The sequence below is a fragment of the Pseudomonas sp. DG56-2 genome, from assembly GCF_004803755.1.
Lineage (GTDB): Bacteria > Pseudomonadota > Gammaproteobacteria > Pseudomonadales > Pseudomonadaceae > Aquipseudomonas > Aquipseudomonas auratipiscis.
In genome coordinates this window covers 122,501-141,999 of sequence record NZ_CP032311.1, presented here as the reverse complement: position 1 = coordinate 141,999, position 19,499 = coordinate 122,501, and the positions used below count along the sequence as shown (strand labels likewise).

At 58.3% G+C, this 19,499-nt stretch carries 5 protein-coding genes and 3 rRNA genes (1 of these 8 cut by a window edge); 3 read left to right on the top strand and 5 right to left on the bottom strand.

What is annotated here, in order from left to right:
• Positions 1–57: 57 nt before the first annotated feature.
• Positions 58–14,283 carry a retention module-containing protein gene (locus tag D3Z90_RS00615; protein WP_136473933.1) on the top strand — a complete coding sequence of 4,742 codons (14,226 nt, stop codon included), beginning with the start codon at positions 58–60 and terminating at the stop codon, positions 14,281–14,283.
• Between the two features lie 159 nt (positions 14,284–14,442).
• Complete coding sequence (locus tag D3Z90_RS00610; RefSeq protein ID WP_136473932.1) at positions 14,443–14,784, top strand: tryptophan synthase subunit beta; 342 nt, start codon at positions 14,443–14,445, stop codon at positions 14,782–14,784.
• A gap of 38 nt (positions 14,785–14,822) precedes the next feature.
• Here the strand turns inward: D3Z90_RS00610 and lapD are convergent, their stop codons facing one another.
• Both lapD and lapG read right to left on the bottom strand, forming a co-directional pair.
• Complete coding sequence (lapD, locus tag D3Z90_RS00605; RefSeq protein ID WP_136473931.1) at positions 14,823–16,769, bottom strand: cyclic di-GMP receptor LapD; 1,947 nt, start codon at positions 16,767–16,769, stop codon at positions 14,823–14,825.
• A gap of 10 nt (positions 16,770–16,779) precedes the next feature.
• Positions 16,780–17,472, bottom strand: a complete 693-nt coding sequence (gene lapG, locus D3Z90_RS00600; RefSeq protein WP_136473930.1) for a cysteine protease LapG — start codon at positions 17,470–17,472, stop codon at positions 16,780–16,782.
• A gap of 306 nt (positions 17,473–17,778) precedes the next feature.
• Here lapG and D3Z90_RS00595 point away from each other — a divergent pair, with 306 nt between their 5' ends.
• Complete coding sequence (locus D3Z90_RS00595; protein WP_256658297.1) at positions 17,779–18,468, top strand: GntR family transcriptional regulator; 690 nt, start codon at positions 17,779–17,781, stop codon at positions 18,466–18,468.
• 76 nt (positions 18,469–18,544) lie between these two features.
• Here the strand turns inward: D3Z90_RS00595 and rrf (D3Z90_RS00590) are convergent.
• From rrf (D3Z90_RS00590) to D3Z90_RS00580, 3 genes are all read right to left on the bottom strand, one after another.
• Positions 18,545–18,660 (bottom strand): 5S ribosomal RNA (gene rrf / locus D3Z90_RS00590).
• Positions 18,661–18,768: 108 nt separating this feature from the next.
• A 5S ribosomal RNA gene (gene rrf, locus D3Z90_RS00585) occupies positions 18,769–18,884 on the bottom strand.
• A 138-nt stretch (positions 18,885–19,022) separates the two neighbouring features.
• A 23S ribosomal RNA gene (locus D3Z90_RS00580) occupies positions 19,023–19,499 on the bottom strand; it runs 2,413 nt beyond the window's last position.

Here is a 19,499-nt window from a genome sequence, read left to right as displayed (position 1 = left end):
CGGCGTCGCACGCGCGCCGGCATGGAAGCCAACTGATTTGGTAAACCGGAGAGTCCAATGAGCAGTGTTGTTGCCATCGTCAAAAGCATTGTTGGTCAAGTTATCGCTGTATCTCCCGAAGGGGCTCGGCGCGTACTCATCGAAGGTGACCGCCTTTTCATTGGTGATCAGGTACTGACTGGCCTTGCGGGCGCAGTTACTTTGGAATTGGCCGATGGCCGCACCCTGGACTTGGGCCGGGACACTCAATGGAGCGCCGATGCGCCGGACAGCAGCACCGACCTCGCAGCGGCCACAGCTCAGGCTGCGCCCTCGGTTGAAGAGCTACAACAGGCTATCGCCGCCGGTGCTGACCCGACTACCGAACTTGAAGCCACCGCTGCCGGCCCCTCGGCAGCAGGCAGTGGTGCTGCCGGTGGCGGTCACAGCTTCGTCATGCTTGATGCCACCGCAGGATCGGTCGACCCGACCATTGGCTTCCCGACCGGGCCAATTGGTTTTGCCACCGGTGACGAGCGTGAAGAACTGGGCCGCCTGGACAACAGCAACAACCCGTTGGCTCCTACCCCGGACGTCGCGACCGGGCTGACTTTGACTGCCACGCCGTCGATCACCGAAGCGGGCGGGGAGATCATCTACACCGCCACCGTCGGTCAGCCGCCTCTGACTGACCTGACAGTGACCTTGTCCAATGGCCACACCATCGTCATCAGCGCCGGCCAGACTTCTGGTAGCGTCAGCGTGGTCATCCCGCCAAACGATACCGTGTACATCGATGGTAGCGAGATTTCAGCGACTATCACCGGTACCACAGGTGGTGGCGGATTGGTTGTCACCCCCGACAAGACGCCAGCGACTACCCAGATCACTGATACTGTCGACACGACTACGGTGAACCTGACGGCGAATCCGAGCGTCACCGAAGGGGGCGTGATCACCTATACCGCCACCCTGACCAACCCGGCGCAGACACCGGTAACTGTCACCCTGTCCAACGGCACCACCATCACTATCGGTGCGGGCCAAACGACCGGTTCGGTTGATGTACAGACGCCTCCGAACGACGTTTACAACAATGGCAGCAGTGTCAGCGCGACCATTACTGGCGCCACGGGCGGCAACTTCGAGAATCTGGTACCTAATCCGAATCCAGCCGTCACCAATATCATCGACTCGATCGACAACACCGGCCTGAGCCTGACGGCCACCGGTACGGTTGCCGAAGGTGGCCAGATCGTTTACACCGCGACGCTGACCAACCCGGCCGGCACCGCGATGACCGTAACCTTGAGCAACGGTGCGGTGATCAATATTGCCGCTGGTCAGACTCAAGGGACTGTCAGCGTAGCTGCACCTAAAGATGACGTGTACATCGATGCTGGCAATGTCGGCGCGACCATCAGCAAGACCGAAGGCGGCAACTTCGAAAACCTGGTGGCAAGCAAAGAGCCAGCGGTAACCAAAGTTACCGACACCATCGACACCTCGACGGTAACCCTTACCGCCACCCCAAGCGTCGCTGAAGGTGGCGTGGTTACCTACACCGCTTCGGTGACGGCACCTGTTACCGGATCGGCGCTGGTCATTACCCTGGCCAATGGGCAGCAAATTACTATTCCTGTCGGCCAGAGCACTGGCTCCGTCGAATTCGTCGCACCGAACAACGTCCACACCACCAACGAAGCCCTGACCAACAGCATTACCGGTACCACTGGCGGTAACTACGAGAAGCTGGACACTGCCGGCAAGCCAGTGACCACCGTTACCGATGGCCCTGGCTCGCAAGACACGACCGGCTTGAAACTGACCGCCACTGACTCTGTCGACGAAGGTGGCCAGATCACCTACACCGCGACGCTGACCCACCCAGCTGGCACGGCAATGACCGTGACCCTGAGCAACGGCGCCGTGATCAACATCGCGGCTGGTGGCACTTCCGGAACCGTTACCGTCGACGCGCCGAAGGACGACGTTTACCTCGATGCCGGTAAAGTTGAAGTCACGATCGACGGCACTTCCGGTGGCGATTTCGAGAAGCTGGCTGTGGATAACACTCCAGCGATTACCGACGTTGCAGACACCATCGACACCTCGACGGTGAAACTGACCACAGATGTCGGCACCATTGGTGAAGGTGGTGTAATCACTTACACCGCTACCGTTAGCGCGCCTGTCACCGGCTCGGACCTGGTTATCAACCTGGCTAACGGTCAGCACATCACCATTCCAGTGGGTCAAAGCACCGGTACGGTGGAGTTTGTTGCACCGGACAACGTTCACACCACCAACCCGGATCTGACCAACAGCATCACCGGCACTACTGGCGGTAACTACGAGGAGCTCGAGACCTCGGGTGAAACCACCGTCACCGTTACTGACGGTCCTGGCACCCAGAACGAAACCGGCCTGTCGTTGAGCGCCACTGGCAGCGTTGACGAAGGCGGTCAGATCACTTACACCGCCACGCTGACCCACCCAGCTGGCACGGCGATGACCGTGACCCTGAGTAACGGCGCCGTGATCAACATCCCCGCCGGGGAAACCACTGGCTCGGTCGACTTCGATGCGCCGAAGGATGACGTCTATATCGACGCCGGTACCGTTGAAGCCTCCATCGAAAGCACCACCGGTGGCGATTTCGAGAAGCTGGCCGTAGACGAGACTCCAGCTGTTACCGAAGTCAAAGACACCACCGACACTTCGACCGTGGAGCTGACCGCAGATGTCGGCACTATCGGTGAAGGCGGCGTGATCACTTACACCGCTACCGTTAGCGCGCCTGTCACCGGCTCGGACCTGGTTATCAACCTGGCCAATGGTCAGCACATCACCATTCCGGTTGGCCAGAGCACCGGTACCGTTGAATACACGGCGCCGGACAACGTCCACACCACCAACCCGGATCTGACCAATAGCATTACCGGCACCACTGGCGGCAACTACGAGAAGCTCGAGACCTCGGGTGAAACCACGGTCACCGTTACTGACGGTCCAGGTACGCAGAACGAAACTGGCCTGTCGCTAACCGCGACACCGTCTGTGGACGAAGGCGGCCAGATCACCTACACCGCCACACTGACCCATCCGGCTGGCACGGCAATGACCGTGACCCTGAGCAACGGCGCTGTGATCAACATCCCTGCCGGCGAAACCACCGGCTCGGTGGATTTCGATGCACCGAAGGATGACGTCTATATCGACGCCGGTAACGTTGAAGCCTCGATCGAAAGCACCACCGGTGGCGATTTCGAGAAACTGGCGGTAGACGAGACCCCAGCTGTTACTGAAGTCAAAGACACCACCGACACTTCGACCGTAGAACTGACGGCAGACGTCGGCACTATCGGTGAAGGCGGCGTGATTACTTACACCGCTACCGTTAGCGCGCCGGTCACCGGCTCCGACCTGGTTATCAACCTGGCCAACGGTCAGCACATCACCATTCCGGTTGGCCAGAGCACCGGTACCGTTGAATACACGGCCCCGGACAACGTCCATACTACCAACCCGGACTTGACCAACAGCATCACCGGTACCACCGGTGGTAACTACGAGAAGCTCGAAACCTCGGGTGAAACCACCGTCACCGTCACCGATGGTCCTGGCACCCAGAACGAAACTGGCCTGTCGTTGAGCGCCACTGGCAGCGTTGACGAAGGCGGCCAGATCACCTACACCGCCACACTGACCCATCCGGCTGGCACCGCGATGACCGTGACCCTGAGCAACGGCGCTGTGATCAACATCCCTGCCGGCGAAACCACCGGCTCGGTGGATTTCGATGCACCGAAGGATGACGTCTATATCGACGCGGGCACCGTGGAAGCCTCGATCGAAAGCACCACCGGTGGCGATTTCGAGAAACTGGCCGTTGACGAAACCCCAGCTGTTACCGAAGTCAAAGACACCACCGACACTTCGACCGTAGAACTGACGGCAGACGTCGGCACTATCGGTGAAGGCGGCGTGATTACTTACACCGCTACCGTTAGCGCGCCGGTCACCGGCTCCGACCTGGTTATCAACCTGGCCAACGGTCAGCACATCACCATTCCAGTGGGTCAAAGCACCGGTACGGTGGAGTTTGTTGCGCCGGACAACGTCCATACCACCAACCCGGATCTGACCAACAGCATCACCGGTACCACTGGCGGTAACTACGAGAAGCTCGAGACCTCGGGTGAAACCACCGTCACCGTTACTGACGGTCCAGGTACGCAGAACGAAACTGGCCTGTCGTTGAGCGCCACTGGCAGCGTTGACGAAGGCGGCCAGATCACCTACACCGCCACACTGACCCATCCGGCTGGCACCGCGATGACCGTGACCCTGAGTAACGGCGCGGTGATCAACATCCCTGCCGGCGAAACCACCGGCTCGGTGGATTTCGATGCACCGAAGGATGACGTCTATATCGACGCCGGTACTGTTGAAGCCTCGATCGAAAGCACCACCGGTGGCGATTTCGAGAAGCTGGCCGTAGACGAAACCCCAGCTGTTACCGAAGTCAAAGACACCACCGATACTTCGACCGTGGAGCTGACCGCAGATGTCGGCACCATTGGTGAAGGCGGCGTGATCACTTACACCGCTACCGTTAGTGCGCCTGTCACCGGCTCGGATCTGGTTATCAACCTGGCCAATGGTCAGCACATCACCATTCCGGTTGGCCAGAGCACCGGTACCGTTGAATACACGGCCCCGGACAACGTCCATACCACCAACCCGGATCTGACCAACAGCATCACCGGCACCACTGGCGGTAACTACGAGAAGCTCGAAACCTCGGGTGAAACCACCGTCACCGTTACTGACGGTCCTGGCACCCAGAACGAAACCGGCCTGTCGTTGAGCGCCACTGGCAGCGTTGACGAAGGCGGCCAGATCACCTACACCGCCACACTGACCCATCCGGCTGGCACCGCGATGACCGTGACCCTGAGCAACGGCGCCGTGATCAACATCCCTGCCGGCGAAACCACTGGCTCGGTCGATTTCGATGCGCCGAAAGATGACGTCTATATCGACGCCGGTAACGTTGAAGCCTCGATCGAAAGCACCACCGGTGGCGATTTCGAGAAACTGGCGGTAGACGAGACCCCAGCTGTTACTGAAGTCAAAGACACCACCGACACTTCGACCGTAGAACTGACGGCAGACGTCGGCACTATCGGTGAAGGCGGCGTGATTACTTACACCGCTACCGTTAGCGCGCCGGTCACCGGCTCCGACCTGGTTATCAACCTGGCCAACGGTCAGCACATCACCATTCCGGTTGGCCAGAGCACCGGTACCGTTGAATACACGGCCCCGGACAACGTCCATACTACCAACCCGGACTTGACCAACAGCATCACCGGTACCACCGGTGGTAACTACGAGAAGCTCGAAACCTCGGGTGAAACCACCGTCACCGTCACCGATGGTCCTGGCACCCAGAACGAAACTGGCCTGTCGTTGAGCGCCACTGGCAGCGTTGACGAAGGCGGCCAGATCACCTACACCGCCACACTGACCCATCCGGCTGGCACGGCAATGACCGTGACCCTGAGCAACGGCGCTGTGATCAACATCCCTGCCGGCGAAACCACCGGCTCGGTGGATTTCGATGCACCGAAGGATGACGTCTATATCGACGCCGGTAACGTTGAAGCCTCGATCGAAAGCACCACCGGTGGCGATTTCGAGAAACTGGCGGTAGACGAGACCCCAGCTGTTACTGAAGTCAAAGACACCACCGACACTTCGACCGTAGAACTGACGGCAGACGTCGGCACTATCGGTGAAGGCGGCGTGATTACTTACACCGCTACCGTTAGCGCGCCGGTCACCGGCTCCGACCTGGTTATCAACCTGGCCAACGGTCAGCACATCACCATTCCGGTTGGCCAGAGCACCGGTACCGTTGAATACACGGCCCCGGACAACGTCCATACTACCAACCCGGACTTGACCAACAGCATCACCGGTACCACCGGTGGTAACTACGAGAAGCTCGAAACCTCGGGTGAAACCACCGTCACCGTCACCGATGGTCCTGGCACCCAGAACGAAACTGGCCTGTCGTTGAGCGCCACTGGCAGCGTTGACGAAGGCGGCCAGATCACCTACACCGCCACGCTGACCCACCCAGCCGGCACGGCAATGACCGTGACCCTCAGCAACGGCGCCGTGATCAACATCCCGGCCGGGGAAACCACCGGCTCGGTGGACTTCGATGCACCGAAGGATGACGTCTACATCGACGCCGGTACCGTTGAAGCCTCGATCGAAAGCACCACCGGTGGCGACTTCGAGAAGCTGGCCGTTGACGAAACCCCAGCCGTCACCGAAGTCAAAGACACCACCGATACCTCGACCGTGGAGCTGACCGCAGACGTCGGTACCATCGGTGAAGGTGGCGTGATCACTTACACCGCGACTGTTAGCGCCCCAGTCACCGGCTCCGACCTGGTCATTAACCTGGCCAACGGTCAGCACATCACCATTCCGGTTGGCCAGAGCACCGGTACCGTTGAATACACGGCCCCGGACAACGTCCATACTACCAACCCGGACTTGACCAACAGCATCACCGGTACCACCGGTGGTAACTACGAGAAGCTCGAAACCTCGGGTGAAACCACCGTCACCGTCACCGATGGTCCTGGCACCCAGAACGAAACTGGCCTGTCGTTGAGCGCCACTGGCAGCGTTGACGAAGGCGGCCAGATCACCTACACCGCCACACTGACCCATCCGGCTGGCACGGCAATGACCGTGACCCTGAGCAACGGCGCTGTGATCAACATCCCTGCCGGCGAAACCACCGGCTCGGTGGATTTCGATGCACCGAAGGATGACGTCTATATCGACGCGGGCACCGTGGAAGCCTCGATCGAAAGCACCACCGGTGGCGATTTCGAGAAACTGGCGGTGGATGAAACCCCAGCCGTTACTGAAGTCAAAGACACCACCGATACTTCGACCGTGGAGCTGACCGCAGATGTCGGCACCATTGGTGAAGGCGGCGTGATTACTTACACCGCTACCGTTAGTGCGCCTGTCACCGGCTCGGACCTGGTTATCAACCTGGCCAACGGTCAGCACATCACCATTCCGGTTGGCCAGAGCACCGGTACCGTTGAATACACGGCCCCAGACAACGTCCATACCACCAACCCGGATCTGACCAACAGCATCACCGGCACCACTGGCGGTAACTACGAGAAGCTCGAAACCTCGGGTGAAACCACCGTCACCGTTACTGACGGTCCTGGCACCCAGAACGAAACTGGCCTGTCGTTGAGCGCCACTGGCAGCGTTGACGAAGGTGGTCAGATCACTTACACCGCCACGCTGACCCACCCAGCTGGCACCGCAATGACCGTGACCCTGAGCAACGGCGCTGTGATCAACATCCCTGCCGGCGAAACCACCGGCTCGGTGGATTTCGATGCACCGAAGGATGACGTCTATATCGACGCGGGCACCGTGGAAGCCTCGATCGAAAGCACCACCGGTGGCGATTTCGAGAAACTGGCGGTGGATGAAACCCCAGCCGTTACTGAAGTCAAAGACACCACCGATACTTCGACCGTGGAGCTGACCGCAGATGTCGGCACCATTGGTGAAGGCGGCGTGATCACTTACACCGCTACCGTTAGCGCGCCGGTCACCGGCTCGGACCTGGTCATTAACCTGGCCAACGGTCAGCACATCACCATTCCAGTGGGTCAAAGCACCGGTACGGTGGAGTTTGTTGCGCCTGACAACGTCCATACCACCAACCCGGACTTGACCAACAGCATCACCGGCACCACCGGTGGTAACTACGAGAAGCTCGAGACCTCGGGTGAAACCACCGTCACCGTTACTGACGGTCCTGGCACCCAGAACGAAACCGGCCTGTCGTTGAGTGCGACGCCGTCCGTGGACGAAGGCGGTCAGATCACCTACACCGCCACGCTGACCCAACCAGCCGGCACGGCGATGACCGTAACCCTGAGCAACGGCGCCGTGATCAACATCCCTGCTGGCGAAACCACCGGCTCGGTGGACTTCGATGCGCCGAAGGATGACGTCTACATCGACGCCGGTACCGTTGAAGCCTCGATCGAAAGCACCACCGGTGGTGATTTCGAGAAGCTGGCCGTTGACGAAACCCCAGCCGTCACCGAAGTCAAAGACACCACCGATACCTCGACCGTGGAGCTGACCGCAGACGTCGGCACCATCGGTGAAGGTGGCGTGATTACTTACACCGCTACCGTTAGCGCGCCGGTCACCGGCTCCGACCTGGTTATCAACCTGGCCAACGGTCAGCACATCACCATTCCAGTGGGTCAAAGCACCGGTACGGTGGAGTTTGTTGCGCCGGACAACGTCCATACCACCAACCCGGATCTGACCAACAGCATCACCGGCACCACCGGTGGTAACTACGAGAAGCTCGAAACCTCGGGTGAAACCACGGTCACCGTTACTGACGGTCCAGGTACGCAGAACGAAACTGGCCTGTCGTTGAGCGCCACTGGCAGCGTTGACGAAGGCGGCCAGATCACCTACACCGCCACGCTGACCCACCCAGCCGGCACGGCAATGACCGTGACCCTCAGCAACGGCGCCGTGATCAACATCCCGGCCGGGGAAACCACCGGCTCGGTGGACTTCGATGCACCGAAGGATGACGTCTACATCGACGCCGGTACCGTTGAAGCCTCGATCGAAAGCACCACCGGTGGCGACTTCGAGAAGCTGGCCGTTGACGAAACCCCAGCCGTCACCGAAGTCAAAGACACCACCGATACCTCGACCGTGGAGCTGACCGCAGACGTCGGTACCATCGGTGAAGGTGGCGTGATCACTTACACCGCGACTGTTAGCGCCCCAGTCACCGGCTCCGACCTGGTCATTAACCTGGCCAACGGTCAGCACATCACCATTCCGGTTGGCCAGAGCACCGGCACCGTTGAATACACGGCCCCGGACAACGTTCACACCACCAACCCGGATCTGACCAACAGCATCACCGGTACCACCGGTGGTAACTACGAGAAGCTCGAAACCTCGGGTGAAACCACCGTCACCGTCACCGATGGCCCAGGTACCCAGAATGAAACCGGCTTGTCGCTAACCGCGACACCGTCCGTGGACGAAGGCGGTCAGATCACCTACACCGCCACGCTGACCCACCCAGCCGGCACGGCAATGACCGTGACCCTCAGCAACGGCGCTGTGATCAACATCCCCGCCGGGGAAACCACCGGCTCGGTGGACTTCGATGCACCGAAGGATGACGTCTACATCGACTCCGGTACCGTTGAAGCCTCGATCGAAAGCACCACCGGTGGCGATTTCGAGAAGCTGGCGGTAGACGAGACTCCAGCCGTTACCGAAGTCAAAGACACCACCGATACCTCGACCGTAGAACTGACCGCAGATGTCGGCACTATCGGTGAAGGCGGCGTGATTACTTACACCGCTACCGTTAGTGCGCCTGTCACCGGCTCCGACCTGGTTATCAACCTGGCCAATGGTCAGCACATCACCATTCCGGTTGGCCAGAGCACCGGCACCGTTGAATACACGGCCCCAGACAACGTCCATACCACCAACCCGGATCTGACCAACAGCATCACCGGCACCACCGGTGGTAACTACGAGAAGCTCGAGACTTCAGGCGAAACCACCGTCACCGTCACCGATGGTCCAGGTACCCAGAATGAAACCGGCTTGTCGCTAACCGCGACACCGTCCGTGGACGAAGGCGGTCAGATCACCTACACCGCGACGCTGACCCACCCAGCCGGCACGGCAATGACCGTGACCCTCAGCAACGGCGCCGTGATCAACATCCCGGCCGGGGAAACCACCGGCTCGGTGGACTTCGATGCACCGAAGGATGACGTCTACATCGACGCGGGCACCGTTGAAGCCTCGATCGAAAGCACCACCGGTGGCGACTTCGAGAAGCTGGCCGTTGACGAAACCCCAGCCGTCACCGAAGTCAAAGACACCACCGATACCTCGACCGTGGAGCTGACCGCAGACGTCGGCACTATCGGTGAAGGCGGCGTGATTACTTACACCGCTACCGTTAGTGCGCCTGTCACCGGCTCCGACCTGGTTATCAACCTGGCCAATGGTCAGCACATCACCATTCCAGTGGGTCAAAGCACCGGTACGGTGGAGTTTGTTGCGCCTGACAACGTCCATACCACCAATCCGGACTTGACCAACAGCATCACCGGCACCACCGGTGGTAACTACGAGAAGCTCGAAACCTCGGGTGAAACCACCGTCACCGTCACCGATGGTCCTGGCACCCAGAACGAAACCGGCCTGTCGTTGAGTGCGACGCCGTCCGTGGACGAAGGCGGTCAGATCACCTACACCGCCACGCTGACCCAACCAGCCGGCACGGCGATGACCGTAACCCTGAGCAACGGCGCCGTGATCAACATCCCTGCCGGGGAAACCACTGGCTCGGTCGATTTCGATGCACCGAAGGATGACGTCTACATCGACGCCGGTACCGTGGAAGCCTCGATCGAAAGCACCACCGGTGGCGATTTCGAGAAGCTGGCGGTGGATGAAACCCCAGCGGTTACCAAGGTGACCGACACCATGGACACCACCACCCTTGAACTGACTGCTACCCCGTCGGTCGACGAAGGTGGCCAGATCACCTACACCGCCACCCTGAGCAATCCGGCAGGCACCGCGGTGACCGTGACCTTGAGCAACGGCGAGACCATCATCATCGATGCCGACGCAACCTCCGGCAGCATCACTATTGATGCGCCGCGTGATGACGTTTACGTCGATGCAGACGATGTCAGTGCGACCATTACCGGCGCTGACGGCGGCAACTTCGAGAAGCTGGACATTAGCGACACTCCAGCGATCACCCACGTTGCCGACACCACCGACACCACCACCGTCGGAATCAGTGGTACAGGTTCGGTTGCCGAAGGCGAGTCAGCCCACTACACCTTGACGCTGTCCAACAAAGCAGAAGCTACTGTCACCATTACGCTGAGCTACTCCGGCACGGCCAAAAACGGCGAGGACTTCACGGGTCAGACTACTGTCACTATTCAAAAAGGCAGCAGCACCGGTAGCTTCAGCGTGCCAATCCTGCGTGACGGTATCGCCGAAGGTGCTGAAAACTTCACCGTGAAGATCGACTCGGCCACAGGCGGTAACTTCGAAAAACTGGAAGTAGATGGCAGCGCTGGCAGCGTCACGACCACCATCCAGAGCAACGAAGCGCCAGTAGCTGCTGGCGGTGCCGTGACCGGCACCGAAGACAATGACCTGGTGCTGACCTGGGCCAATTTCGGCATCTCCGATGCTGACACCCCAGCCGCCAACCTGGGCCTGACCATCACTAAGCTGCCTGCCGATGGCGTGTTGCAGTACAAAGAAGGCAACGTCTGGAAGACCCTGACCAAGGCCGATGTCGATGCAGGCAAGGTCTTCAGCAAGGCCGACATTGATGGCGGTAAGTTGAAGTTCACTCCGGATCACAACGAGTCGGGTATCAACGCCAACGGTGGTAACGGCGTAGGCGATCAGAAGGCTGACTACGCACATATCCAGTTCAAGCCAACTGACGGCCAGGGCGTGGGCAACGAAGCGACCGTCAAGGTCGATATCACCCCAGTTGCCGATGCGCCAAACCTGACCATTGGCAGCAACAACGTGAACTCACTTGGTCTGGTCAAGGAAAACTGGAACACTCTGGTTGGCCTGGGTACCAATGGCAACGGCATCACCGGAGACGCACTGAAGAACGTCTTCGATAAGTCTGGTAACCCGAATAGCAGCTCTTTGGTCACCAACGTCGAATCCAACAGTAATGTCGCTGTAGGTTCGGGCTCGAAGACCTCTGGCTTGATCTTCCTGGAAGCAGGCAAGACCTACAGCTTTAGCGGTGTGGGTGATGACAGCGTACTGATCACGATCGGTGGCAACAACGTGGCGTCGGCCACCTGGGGTACAGGCGGCGCGATCAGCGGCTCGTTCAAGCCGACTATCAGTGGTTACTACACCCTGGATATCTACAACGCCAACCAGGCAGGACCGGGCAGCTTCGACGTCAATCTGTCGGTCGATGGCAGCACCCCGGTCGACCTGAGCAAAACCAATATCCCGATGTACCCGAGCGTCAACGACCTGACCAACGCGGGCGTCACTGTTGGTGAGCTGCATGGCGACAAAGGCGAAGGCTACTACCAGGGCTACAAGCTCAATGAGGGTGCGGAAAACGGTACAGTCAAACTAGTGGGTATCGCCGCCAATCTGACTGATACCGATGGCTCGGAAAAACTCAGCATCAAGCTCGGTGGTATTCCGGAAGGCTCGATCCTCAGCGATGACGCAGGTCACACCATTACCGTCGGCAAGACCGAAGTGGATGTCACTGATTGGAACCTGAACGGCCTGAGCATCAAGCCGCCGGCCTACTTCCAAGGCAAGTTCGACATCAGCGTTACCGCGACCGCGACCGAGAAGGCCAACAACGACTCCGCCTCCACCCCGGGCAAGATTACGGTTACCGTACACCCTGATAGCTACCTCCCTGGCAACTTGACGGAGTTGGACGACACCAAAACCCTGGGCACCGAGAACGACATCGTCGTTGCCGACGTAAACGGCCTGCATGTAACGCCTGGGCAGGACTACAACCTGGCGTTCATTGTCGATACCTCGGGCAGTATGGAAACTTCCGGCGTCAACGCGGCGAAAAAATCCCTTGAGTCGGTGTTCGCTACTTTGGCCAACAGTGTCAAAGGTGCGCAGTCCGGCACGGTGAATATCTTGCTGGTGGACTTCTCCGCCCAGGTCAACGCTACTGTTTCGGTCAATCTGGCTGACAAGAATGCCTTGAACAAGCTTCAGGAGGCGCTGGACAAATTCAGAGCCGGTGGTGGCACCAACTACGAAGACGCATTCAAAACCACGGCCAACTGGTTCCAGAATCTTGAAATAGCCGGTAGCAAAGGCGACAACCAGACGTTCTTCATCACCGATGGTCAGCCAAATATCTATCAGACGGGAGAGAAACCCAACCCAACGTTCTATGACTCCAACTACAAAATGGACACCGTGTTGGCAGGTCTGAACTACAAAATGGGTGACGTCGTCTCCAACTACATGGTGGGTAACTATAATCGGATCAGCATCAACAAGGATGGTTACCTCACGGCCCAGTACCGCACCAACAGCAGCAGCAACAACTGGCGGTCGGACAGCTCCGCCTCTGGTGAGTTGCACGCACAAGGCGACGGCACTTATGAGTTGTCCTATGCAAGCTCCGGTTGGTACCTCGACAGCAACACTAAAGAGTCTTTCCTGCTGCTGTCCAAGCACTCGAGCGTCGAAGCGATCGGGCTGAATAATGGTGTCAATGCCAATGACTTGAAACCATACGACACCGACGGCAAGCCACAGACCAACATCGACCCGAGCAAGCTGGCCGAAGCTATTCTCGGCCATACCGAAGCGACCAAACCGGGCAACGATGCGGTCAGCGGTGGCGACGGTAACGACATCCTGTTCGGCGACCTGGTCAGCTTTGACGGTATTGCCGGCAACGGTGTCGAAGCCATGCAAGCCTATGTGGCGGGCAAGTTGGGCGTACAGCTGGGCGAGGTCGATGGTCGGGTACTGCACAAGTACATTGCCGAGCACGTCAGCGAGTTCGATGTATCACGTGCCAATGATGGTGCCGATACCCTTCTGGGTGGCGACGGCAATGACATCCTCTTCGGCCAGGGAGGTGATGATTACCTCGATGGCGGCAAGGGCAATGACATTCTGCTCGGCGGCAGCGGCAAGGACACGCTGATCGGTGGTGCTGGCAACGACTTGCTGATTGGCGGCGAGGGCAACGATACCCTGCTGGGCGGTGAGGGCAATGACATCCTCTTCGGTGGCAAAGGTGACGATATCCTTACCGGTGGCAGCGGTGCCGACACCTTCGTCTGGAAAGCCGGCGACACTGGCAAGGACGTGATCAAGGACTTCAGCCGCGCCGAAGGTGACCGTCTGGACCTTAGCGATCTGCTTCAGGGCGAGAGTGCCAGCACTATCGATAAATTCCTGAAAATCACTACGGTCAACGGCGAATCGACCCTGCAGGTCAGCTCCACCGGCAAGCTCAACGATGCCGGCGGTATCAACAATGCCGATGTGACCATCAAGCTCGAAGGCGTCAATTGGGCCAACACCACGATCAACTCGCTGGTAACCGGTGCTGACCCAACCATCAAGATCGACCACTCCAACAGCTAACACCCATCGATTGCGGCAGCCCGATACCGGCTGCCGCAGTCGACGGGCTTGGCCTGTACCCCAATGACGCTGCATACTCGCTTGCCAGGCCCTAAGCCCGGCGAGCTTGGCCTATGCTGCTGACTGCGGTCACGGACTCAATTTAACGAGGGATACCCCATGTTCTACGTGCAACGTAATGCACAGGGCGAATTGCTTCGGGTAGAAGCGGCAGCCTTCGACGAGTACACGGAGGAGTTGCCGGCCGACCACGCCGAGATTCAGGACTGGTTTGCCGATGATGTTGTCGAGAACAGCCTCAAACAGCTCAAACAAAGCGACCTGGATATGATTCGGGTGCTCGAAGACTTGATTGAAGTACTGACCACCAAGGGGGTGATCAGCATCACCGACCTACCGCCTGGTGCTCAAGCCAAGCTGCTCAACCGCTCCAGCGCACGTGAAGCGCTTGGTGGTTTGAACAACTTGATCGATGACAGTGACGACGGTGGTCTGATCTGAGCCCAGCGGGCCGTCCTCTGGCCCGCTCAGCACGTTGTTCAGCGCCAGGGGGCGGGTTCGCCAATCAACCTGCCCTGCACGCCCTGAATACCCATCTCACGCAGTACTTTAAGCTCACCCTCGGTTTCGACGCGCTCAGCAATCAGCGGCAGATCGATACTGTGTGCCGCGCGCTGGATCGCCTCGATGAACAGTCGCTTGTGCTGCTCTTCATCAATAGCGCGGATGTAGCTGCCATCAATCTTAAGATACGCCAAGCCCAGGTGGGCCAGGTTGCCGATCATGCTGAAGCGTCCACCGAAACGCTGCAGGCTCAGGCTGAACCCGAGCGCATGCAGACGCCGGGTCAATTGCTCCAGTACCGCTTGATCCGGTAGCTGTTCTTCACCAATCTCCAAGGTCAGGCGGGGCCCCAGCGCCGGGTGCTGAGCGAGCAATGCGTAAACCCGTTGCAACGCATTGGAATCGGCCAGCGTAGCCGCAGACAGGTTCAGGGCCAAAGACTCGGTGTGGGTTTGCATGTGCTTGAGCACCTGCTCGAGCATTAATACATCAAGGCGTGCCGACCAGCCAAAACGCTCAAGCCACGGCAGAAAGCGTCCTGCAGCGATGGCTTGGCCCTGAGCATCCAGGACTCGTGAGATCACTTTGTAGTGCAAGACCTGCTCCGGCGCATTGCTGGCCACGACCGGTTGGAAAAACAGCTGGAAACGTCCTTGCTGCAGCGCGTCATCAAGCAGCTGATGCCAGACGTGATGAGATTCTCCGGCTTGAGGCGCGGAGCCTTGCTCAAGGCATACCCAGCCCGGCTCCACTTGGCCTTCTGCACGAGCCAGGGCCTCATCTGCGAGCTTCAGCAGGGACTGAGGGGAATCGCCAGGGCTGTAGGGCGCCATACCGATACAGGCCACTGGAGAGACGTCAGTAGCACCTGTATCCGCCAGGCTCTGCAAAGTCACTTCCAAGGCCTGCGCCAGTTGGACCGCCTCCTCGTGCACCAGGCCGGGTGCCAACACAGCGAACTCGCCACCACGGCTGCGAGTGATCAGATTGTTGGTTTCCGGATAGTTAGCGCAGGTGCGTTGCAATTGCTGACCAACAGCCTGCAGCAACTGGTCGGTGCGTTGACCGCCGAGGCGCTGGTTGAGGCCCGCCAAGTCCTTTACTCGCAACAGCAACAGGTAGCCTGGTCGAGCTTCCTCTATGTTGCTGACCTGTGCGTTGAGCTGCATTTCGAAATAACGTCTGTTGGCCAAACCGGTCAGGCTGTCTTGGTAGGACTCGACACGCAGTTTCTCACTACGCTCGGCTTGCTCCTTGAACAGCGCCTTGAGTTTCTCGACCATTTGATTCATCGCCTGGACCACCCGGCGCAACTCAGGCGTGCTCGGTAGATCCGGAAGGCTCAAGAACTCGCGACGGGCAATGGCGTGGGACTGCGCAACCATATAGTCGAGCGGTTTGAGCTGCCGACGCAGCAACAACGCGCCAAGCACGGCGCTCAGGGCTCCGCACAACAGCAACCAGCCCAAACTGCCCAACGCGCTCTGCCACAGCTTGCCCAGGGCGAACATCGGATGGCTGACTACTTCGACTCGGGCAGCCTGTTGCCAGCCACGACTGACAATGGCATCGCCTCCAGCCGCCTCTAAGCCGATCAGGCGAATAAACCAGCCAGGGACACCATTAGCATCAGCTTCGGCGTGGCGCTCCACCAGCACCGCGTTAGAGGCCAGGTCGACAACTTTGATACTCGAGTAATAACCGCTGTCGAAAATTGAACTGACCATCAGCTCGACCATCGCCGGATCGTCGATGTTCGGTGTCAGCGATAGCGCCAGTGCGGTAGCGGCATCCTGGGCATGCGAACGCAGCTGGTTGACATATTGGCTGCGCGAACTCTCGAGGCTGACCATAAAGCTGCCGCTGAACGCGACTACCAGAAACAGGCAGATGGCGAGCAGCAATTGTTTGAACAGTGACATCTGTGCTCCTTTAGTAAACCGGTTCGGCCGGGAAACCTTCGGCCTGCATCTTTTTCAATAGATCCTGCCAACGGGACAAGCGTTTGGTATCACCCACCTTCTTATTGCCTGATGCCCCCGTCAGCCACAGTCCCTCACCATTGAAGGAGTAGACCGGAAGCAGGTCGGTTCGCTCACTGGCAGGCTTGATAGCGTCCATCAGACTATCGAGCACCAGCGGCATGGCATTGGGGCTTGAGTAATACGTCAGCACCATGTGCGCACGGTTCTGGCGCAACGCTTTTACGTAGGTGATACGCAGCTTTTCGGCCGGGACCCCCATGCGCCGCAGGCTGAAGTACTTGGCGATAGCATAGTCCTCGCAGTCGCCCTGTCCCTTGATCAATGCCTGTATAGGTGTTGCCCAGTAATCGACTTCTCGCCACAGGTCGATATCTTCGACGTAGCGCAATTGGTGATTGAAGAACTGGTTGACGCGCTTGAGTTGCGCGGCTTCGCTGCCCTGTTTCTCCGTTGCCAGCATGTTCTGCCACGCGTCAATACGACCCTGCCCTGCCCCCAGCGGCCCATACAGTGACTGTGCACGACGACTGATCTGGGAAAAATCCCAATCAGCATGCAGGCTGCCCAGCAAAAGGCAGCCGAGTACACCGGCAAGGGCCAATCTGCGTATGGTCAAATGAAAAGTCCAACGTATCGCCACTGCGAAAACCCGCGCAGACCTATGGAAAAGCACCGATGGTGCGGCCTTACCTGCTAAAACACAATGGCACCTTACAATCGTGGTGACATCACTTTGCTTTCAGTCAAAAAGTTTTCCGCTATGACCGGTACGTAAGCCGGCTTCCATTGGATTTAGACTTCATTCACGATAGCAACTTGCACCGTGCCTGTTGGTTCACAGTGGATGGGGAGGAACACCCGCGCGGTTTGACAAGCAACACTGCGCTGACTAGGTTGATTGGATCCAATCACTAAAGCGTTTCGACATTTAAGGAAAGACTAAAGCGTGACCGAAAAAACCAGTTCTTTGGGCGAAATACTGGGCAGCGAGCAAGTCCCCGCACATCTGGCTCGTAGCGTTATTGAAGAACGGTTGCGCAGCGCCATCCTTGATGGTCGTCTGGCACCCGGCAGGGCTGTACGTCAGCAGGAGCTGGCAACGCTGTTCGGGGTCAGTCGCATGCCGGTACGCGAAGCATTGCGTCAGCTTGAGGCGCAATCGCTGCTACAAGTTGTCGCCCACAAGGGCGCTGTGGTAGCCCCGCTGATTGGCGAAGATGCCGTAGATGCTTATGCGCTACGAGTGATCCTGGAGTCAGAAGCACTGCGCCAATCCATTCCTCATCTTGATGCTGACGATATCGCTCTGGCGCGCAGCTACATAAGCCAATTGGAAAACGAAACCCGCCATGCCGAAATTGGCCGTTTGAATCGACTGTTTCATATGAGCCTTTACAGCAAGGCTTCCAACAAAAAGTTGTTGCGCCTGATAGAAATCGAGCTTAACGAGGAAGAGCGTTTTCTGCGCTTTCATCTGTCCTCTATGGGCCTGGGTAAACTGACCCAAGATGACCATAACCAGCTGGTCGATGCAGCCAGCGAGAAATCCGTCGAGGATGCTATCAGGGTTCTTGAGCGTCACCTGAACACAGGCGTGACAGCAATAAAAGCCTACCTGAGCAGGAGCACCGTCTAGGGCTCCCACAAGACTGCTCATATCCCAGAAAGACAAAACCCCTGTCTGCAGTGCAGACAGGGGTTTTGGAATTGAATCTTGACGATGACCTACTCTCACATGGGGAAACCCCACACTACCATCGGCGATGCATCGTTTCACTGCTGAGTTCGGGATGGGATCAGGTGGTTCCAATGCTCTATGGTCGTCAAGAAATTCTGTGTGCTGGTCCGTCTGTAGACGTGCCAACGAATTCTTGATGCTTCTACTCTAAAGACAAAACCCCTACCTGCATGTGCAGATAGGGGTTTCGGAATTTAATCTTGACGATGACCTACTCTCACATGGGGAAACCCCACACTACCATCGGCGATGCATCGTTTCACTACTGAGTTCGGGATGGGATCAGGTGGTTCCAATGCTCTATGGTCGTCAAGAAATTCTGTTGCCAGAAGGTCTTGTTCAGACACTCCAGCGAATCGGGTATGTGATGTTTGTGAGTTGCAAACTTTCGGTTCGTTTCGTCTTCACAACACCGCAATCTGGTCGTTCGACGCAAATTGCTTGGGTGTTATATGGTCAAGCCTCACGGGCAATTAGTATTGGTTAGCTCAACGCCTCACAGCGCTTACACACCCAACCTATCAACGTCGTAGTCTTCGACGGCCCTTCAGGGAGCTCAAGGCTCCAGTGAGATCTCATCTTGAGGCAAGTTTCCCGCTTAGATGCTTTCAGCGGTTATCTCTCCCGAACATAGCTACCCGGCAATGCCACTGGCGTGACAACCGGAACACCAGAGGTTCGTCCACTCCGGTCCTCTCGTACTAGGAGCAGCCCCTCTCAAATCTCAAACGTCCACGGCAGATAGGGACCGAACTGTCTCACGACGTTCTAAACCCAGCTCGCGTACCACTTTAAATGGCGAACAGCCATACCCTTGGGACCGGCTTCAGCCCCAGGATGTGATGAGCCGACATCGAGGTGCCAAACACCGCCGTCGATATGAACTCTTGGGCGGTATCAGCCTGTTATCCCCGGAGTACCTTTTATCC

Excerpts from the sequence above, each read along its gene's own strand:
- D3Z90_RS00615 (WP_136473933.1), top strand. The coding sequence starts at position 58 with ATGAGCAGTGTTGTTGCCATCGTCAAAAGCATTGTTGGTCAAGTTATC.
- D3Z90_RS00610 (WP_136473932.1), top strand. The coding sequence starts at position 14,443 with ATGTTCTACGTGCAACGTAATGCACAGGGCGAATTGCTTCGGGTAGAA.
- lapD (WP_136473931.1), bottom strand. The coding sequence starts at position 16,769 with ATGTCACTGTTCAAACAATTGCTGCTCGCCATCTGCCTGTTTCTGGTA.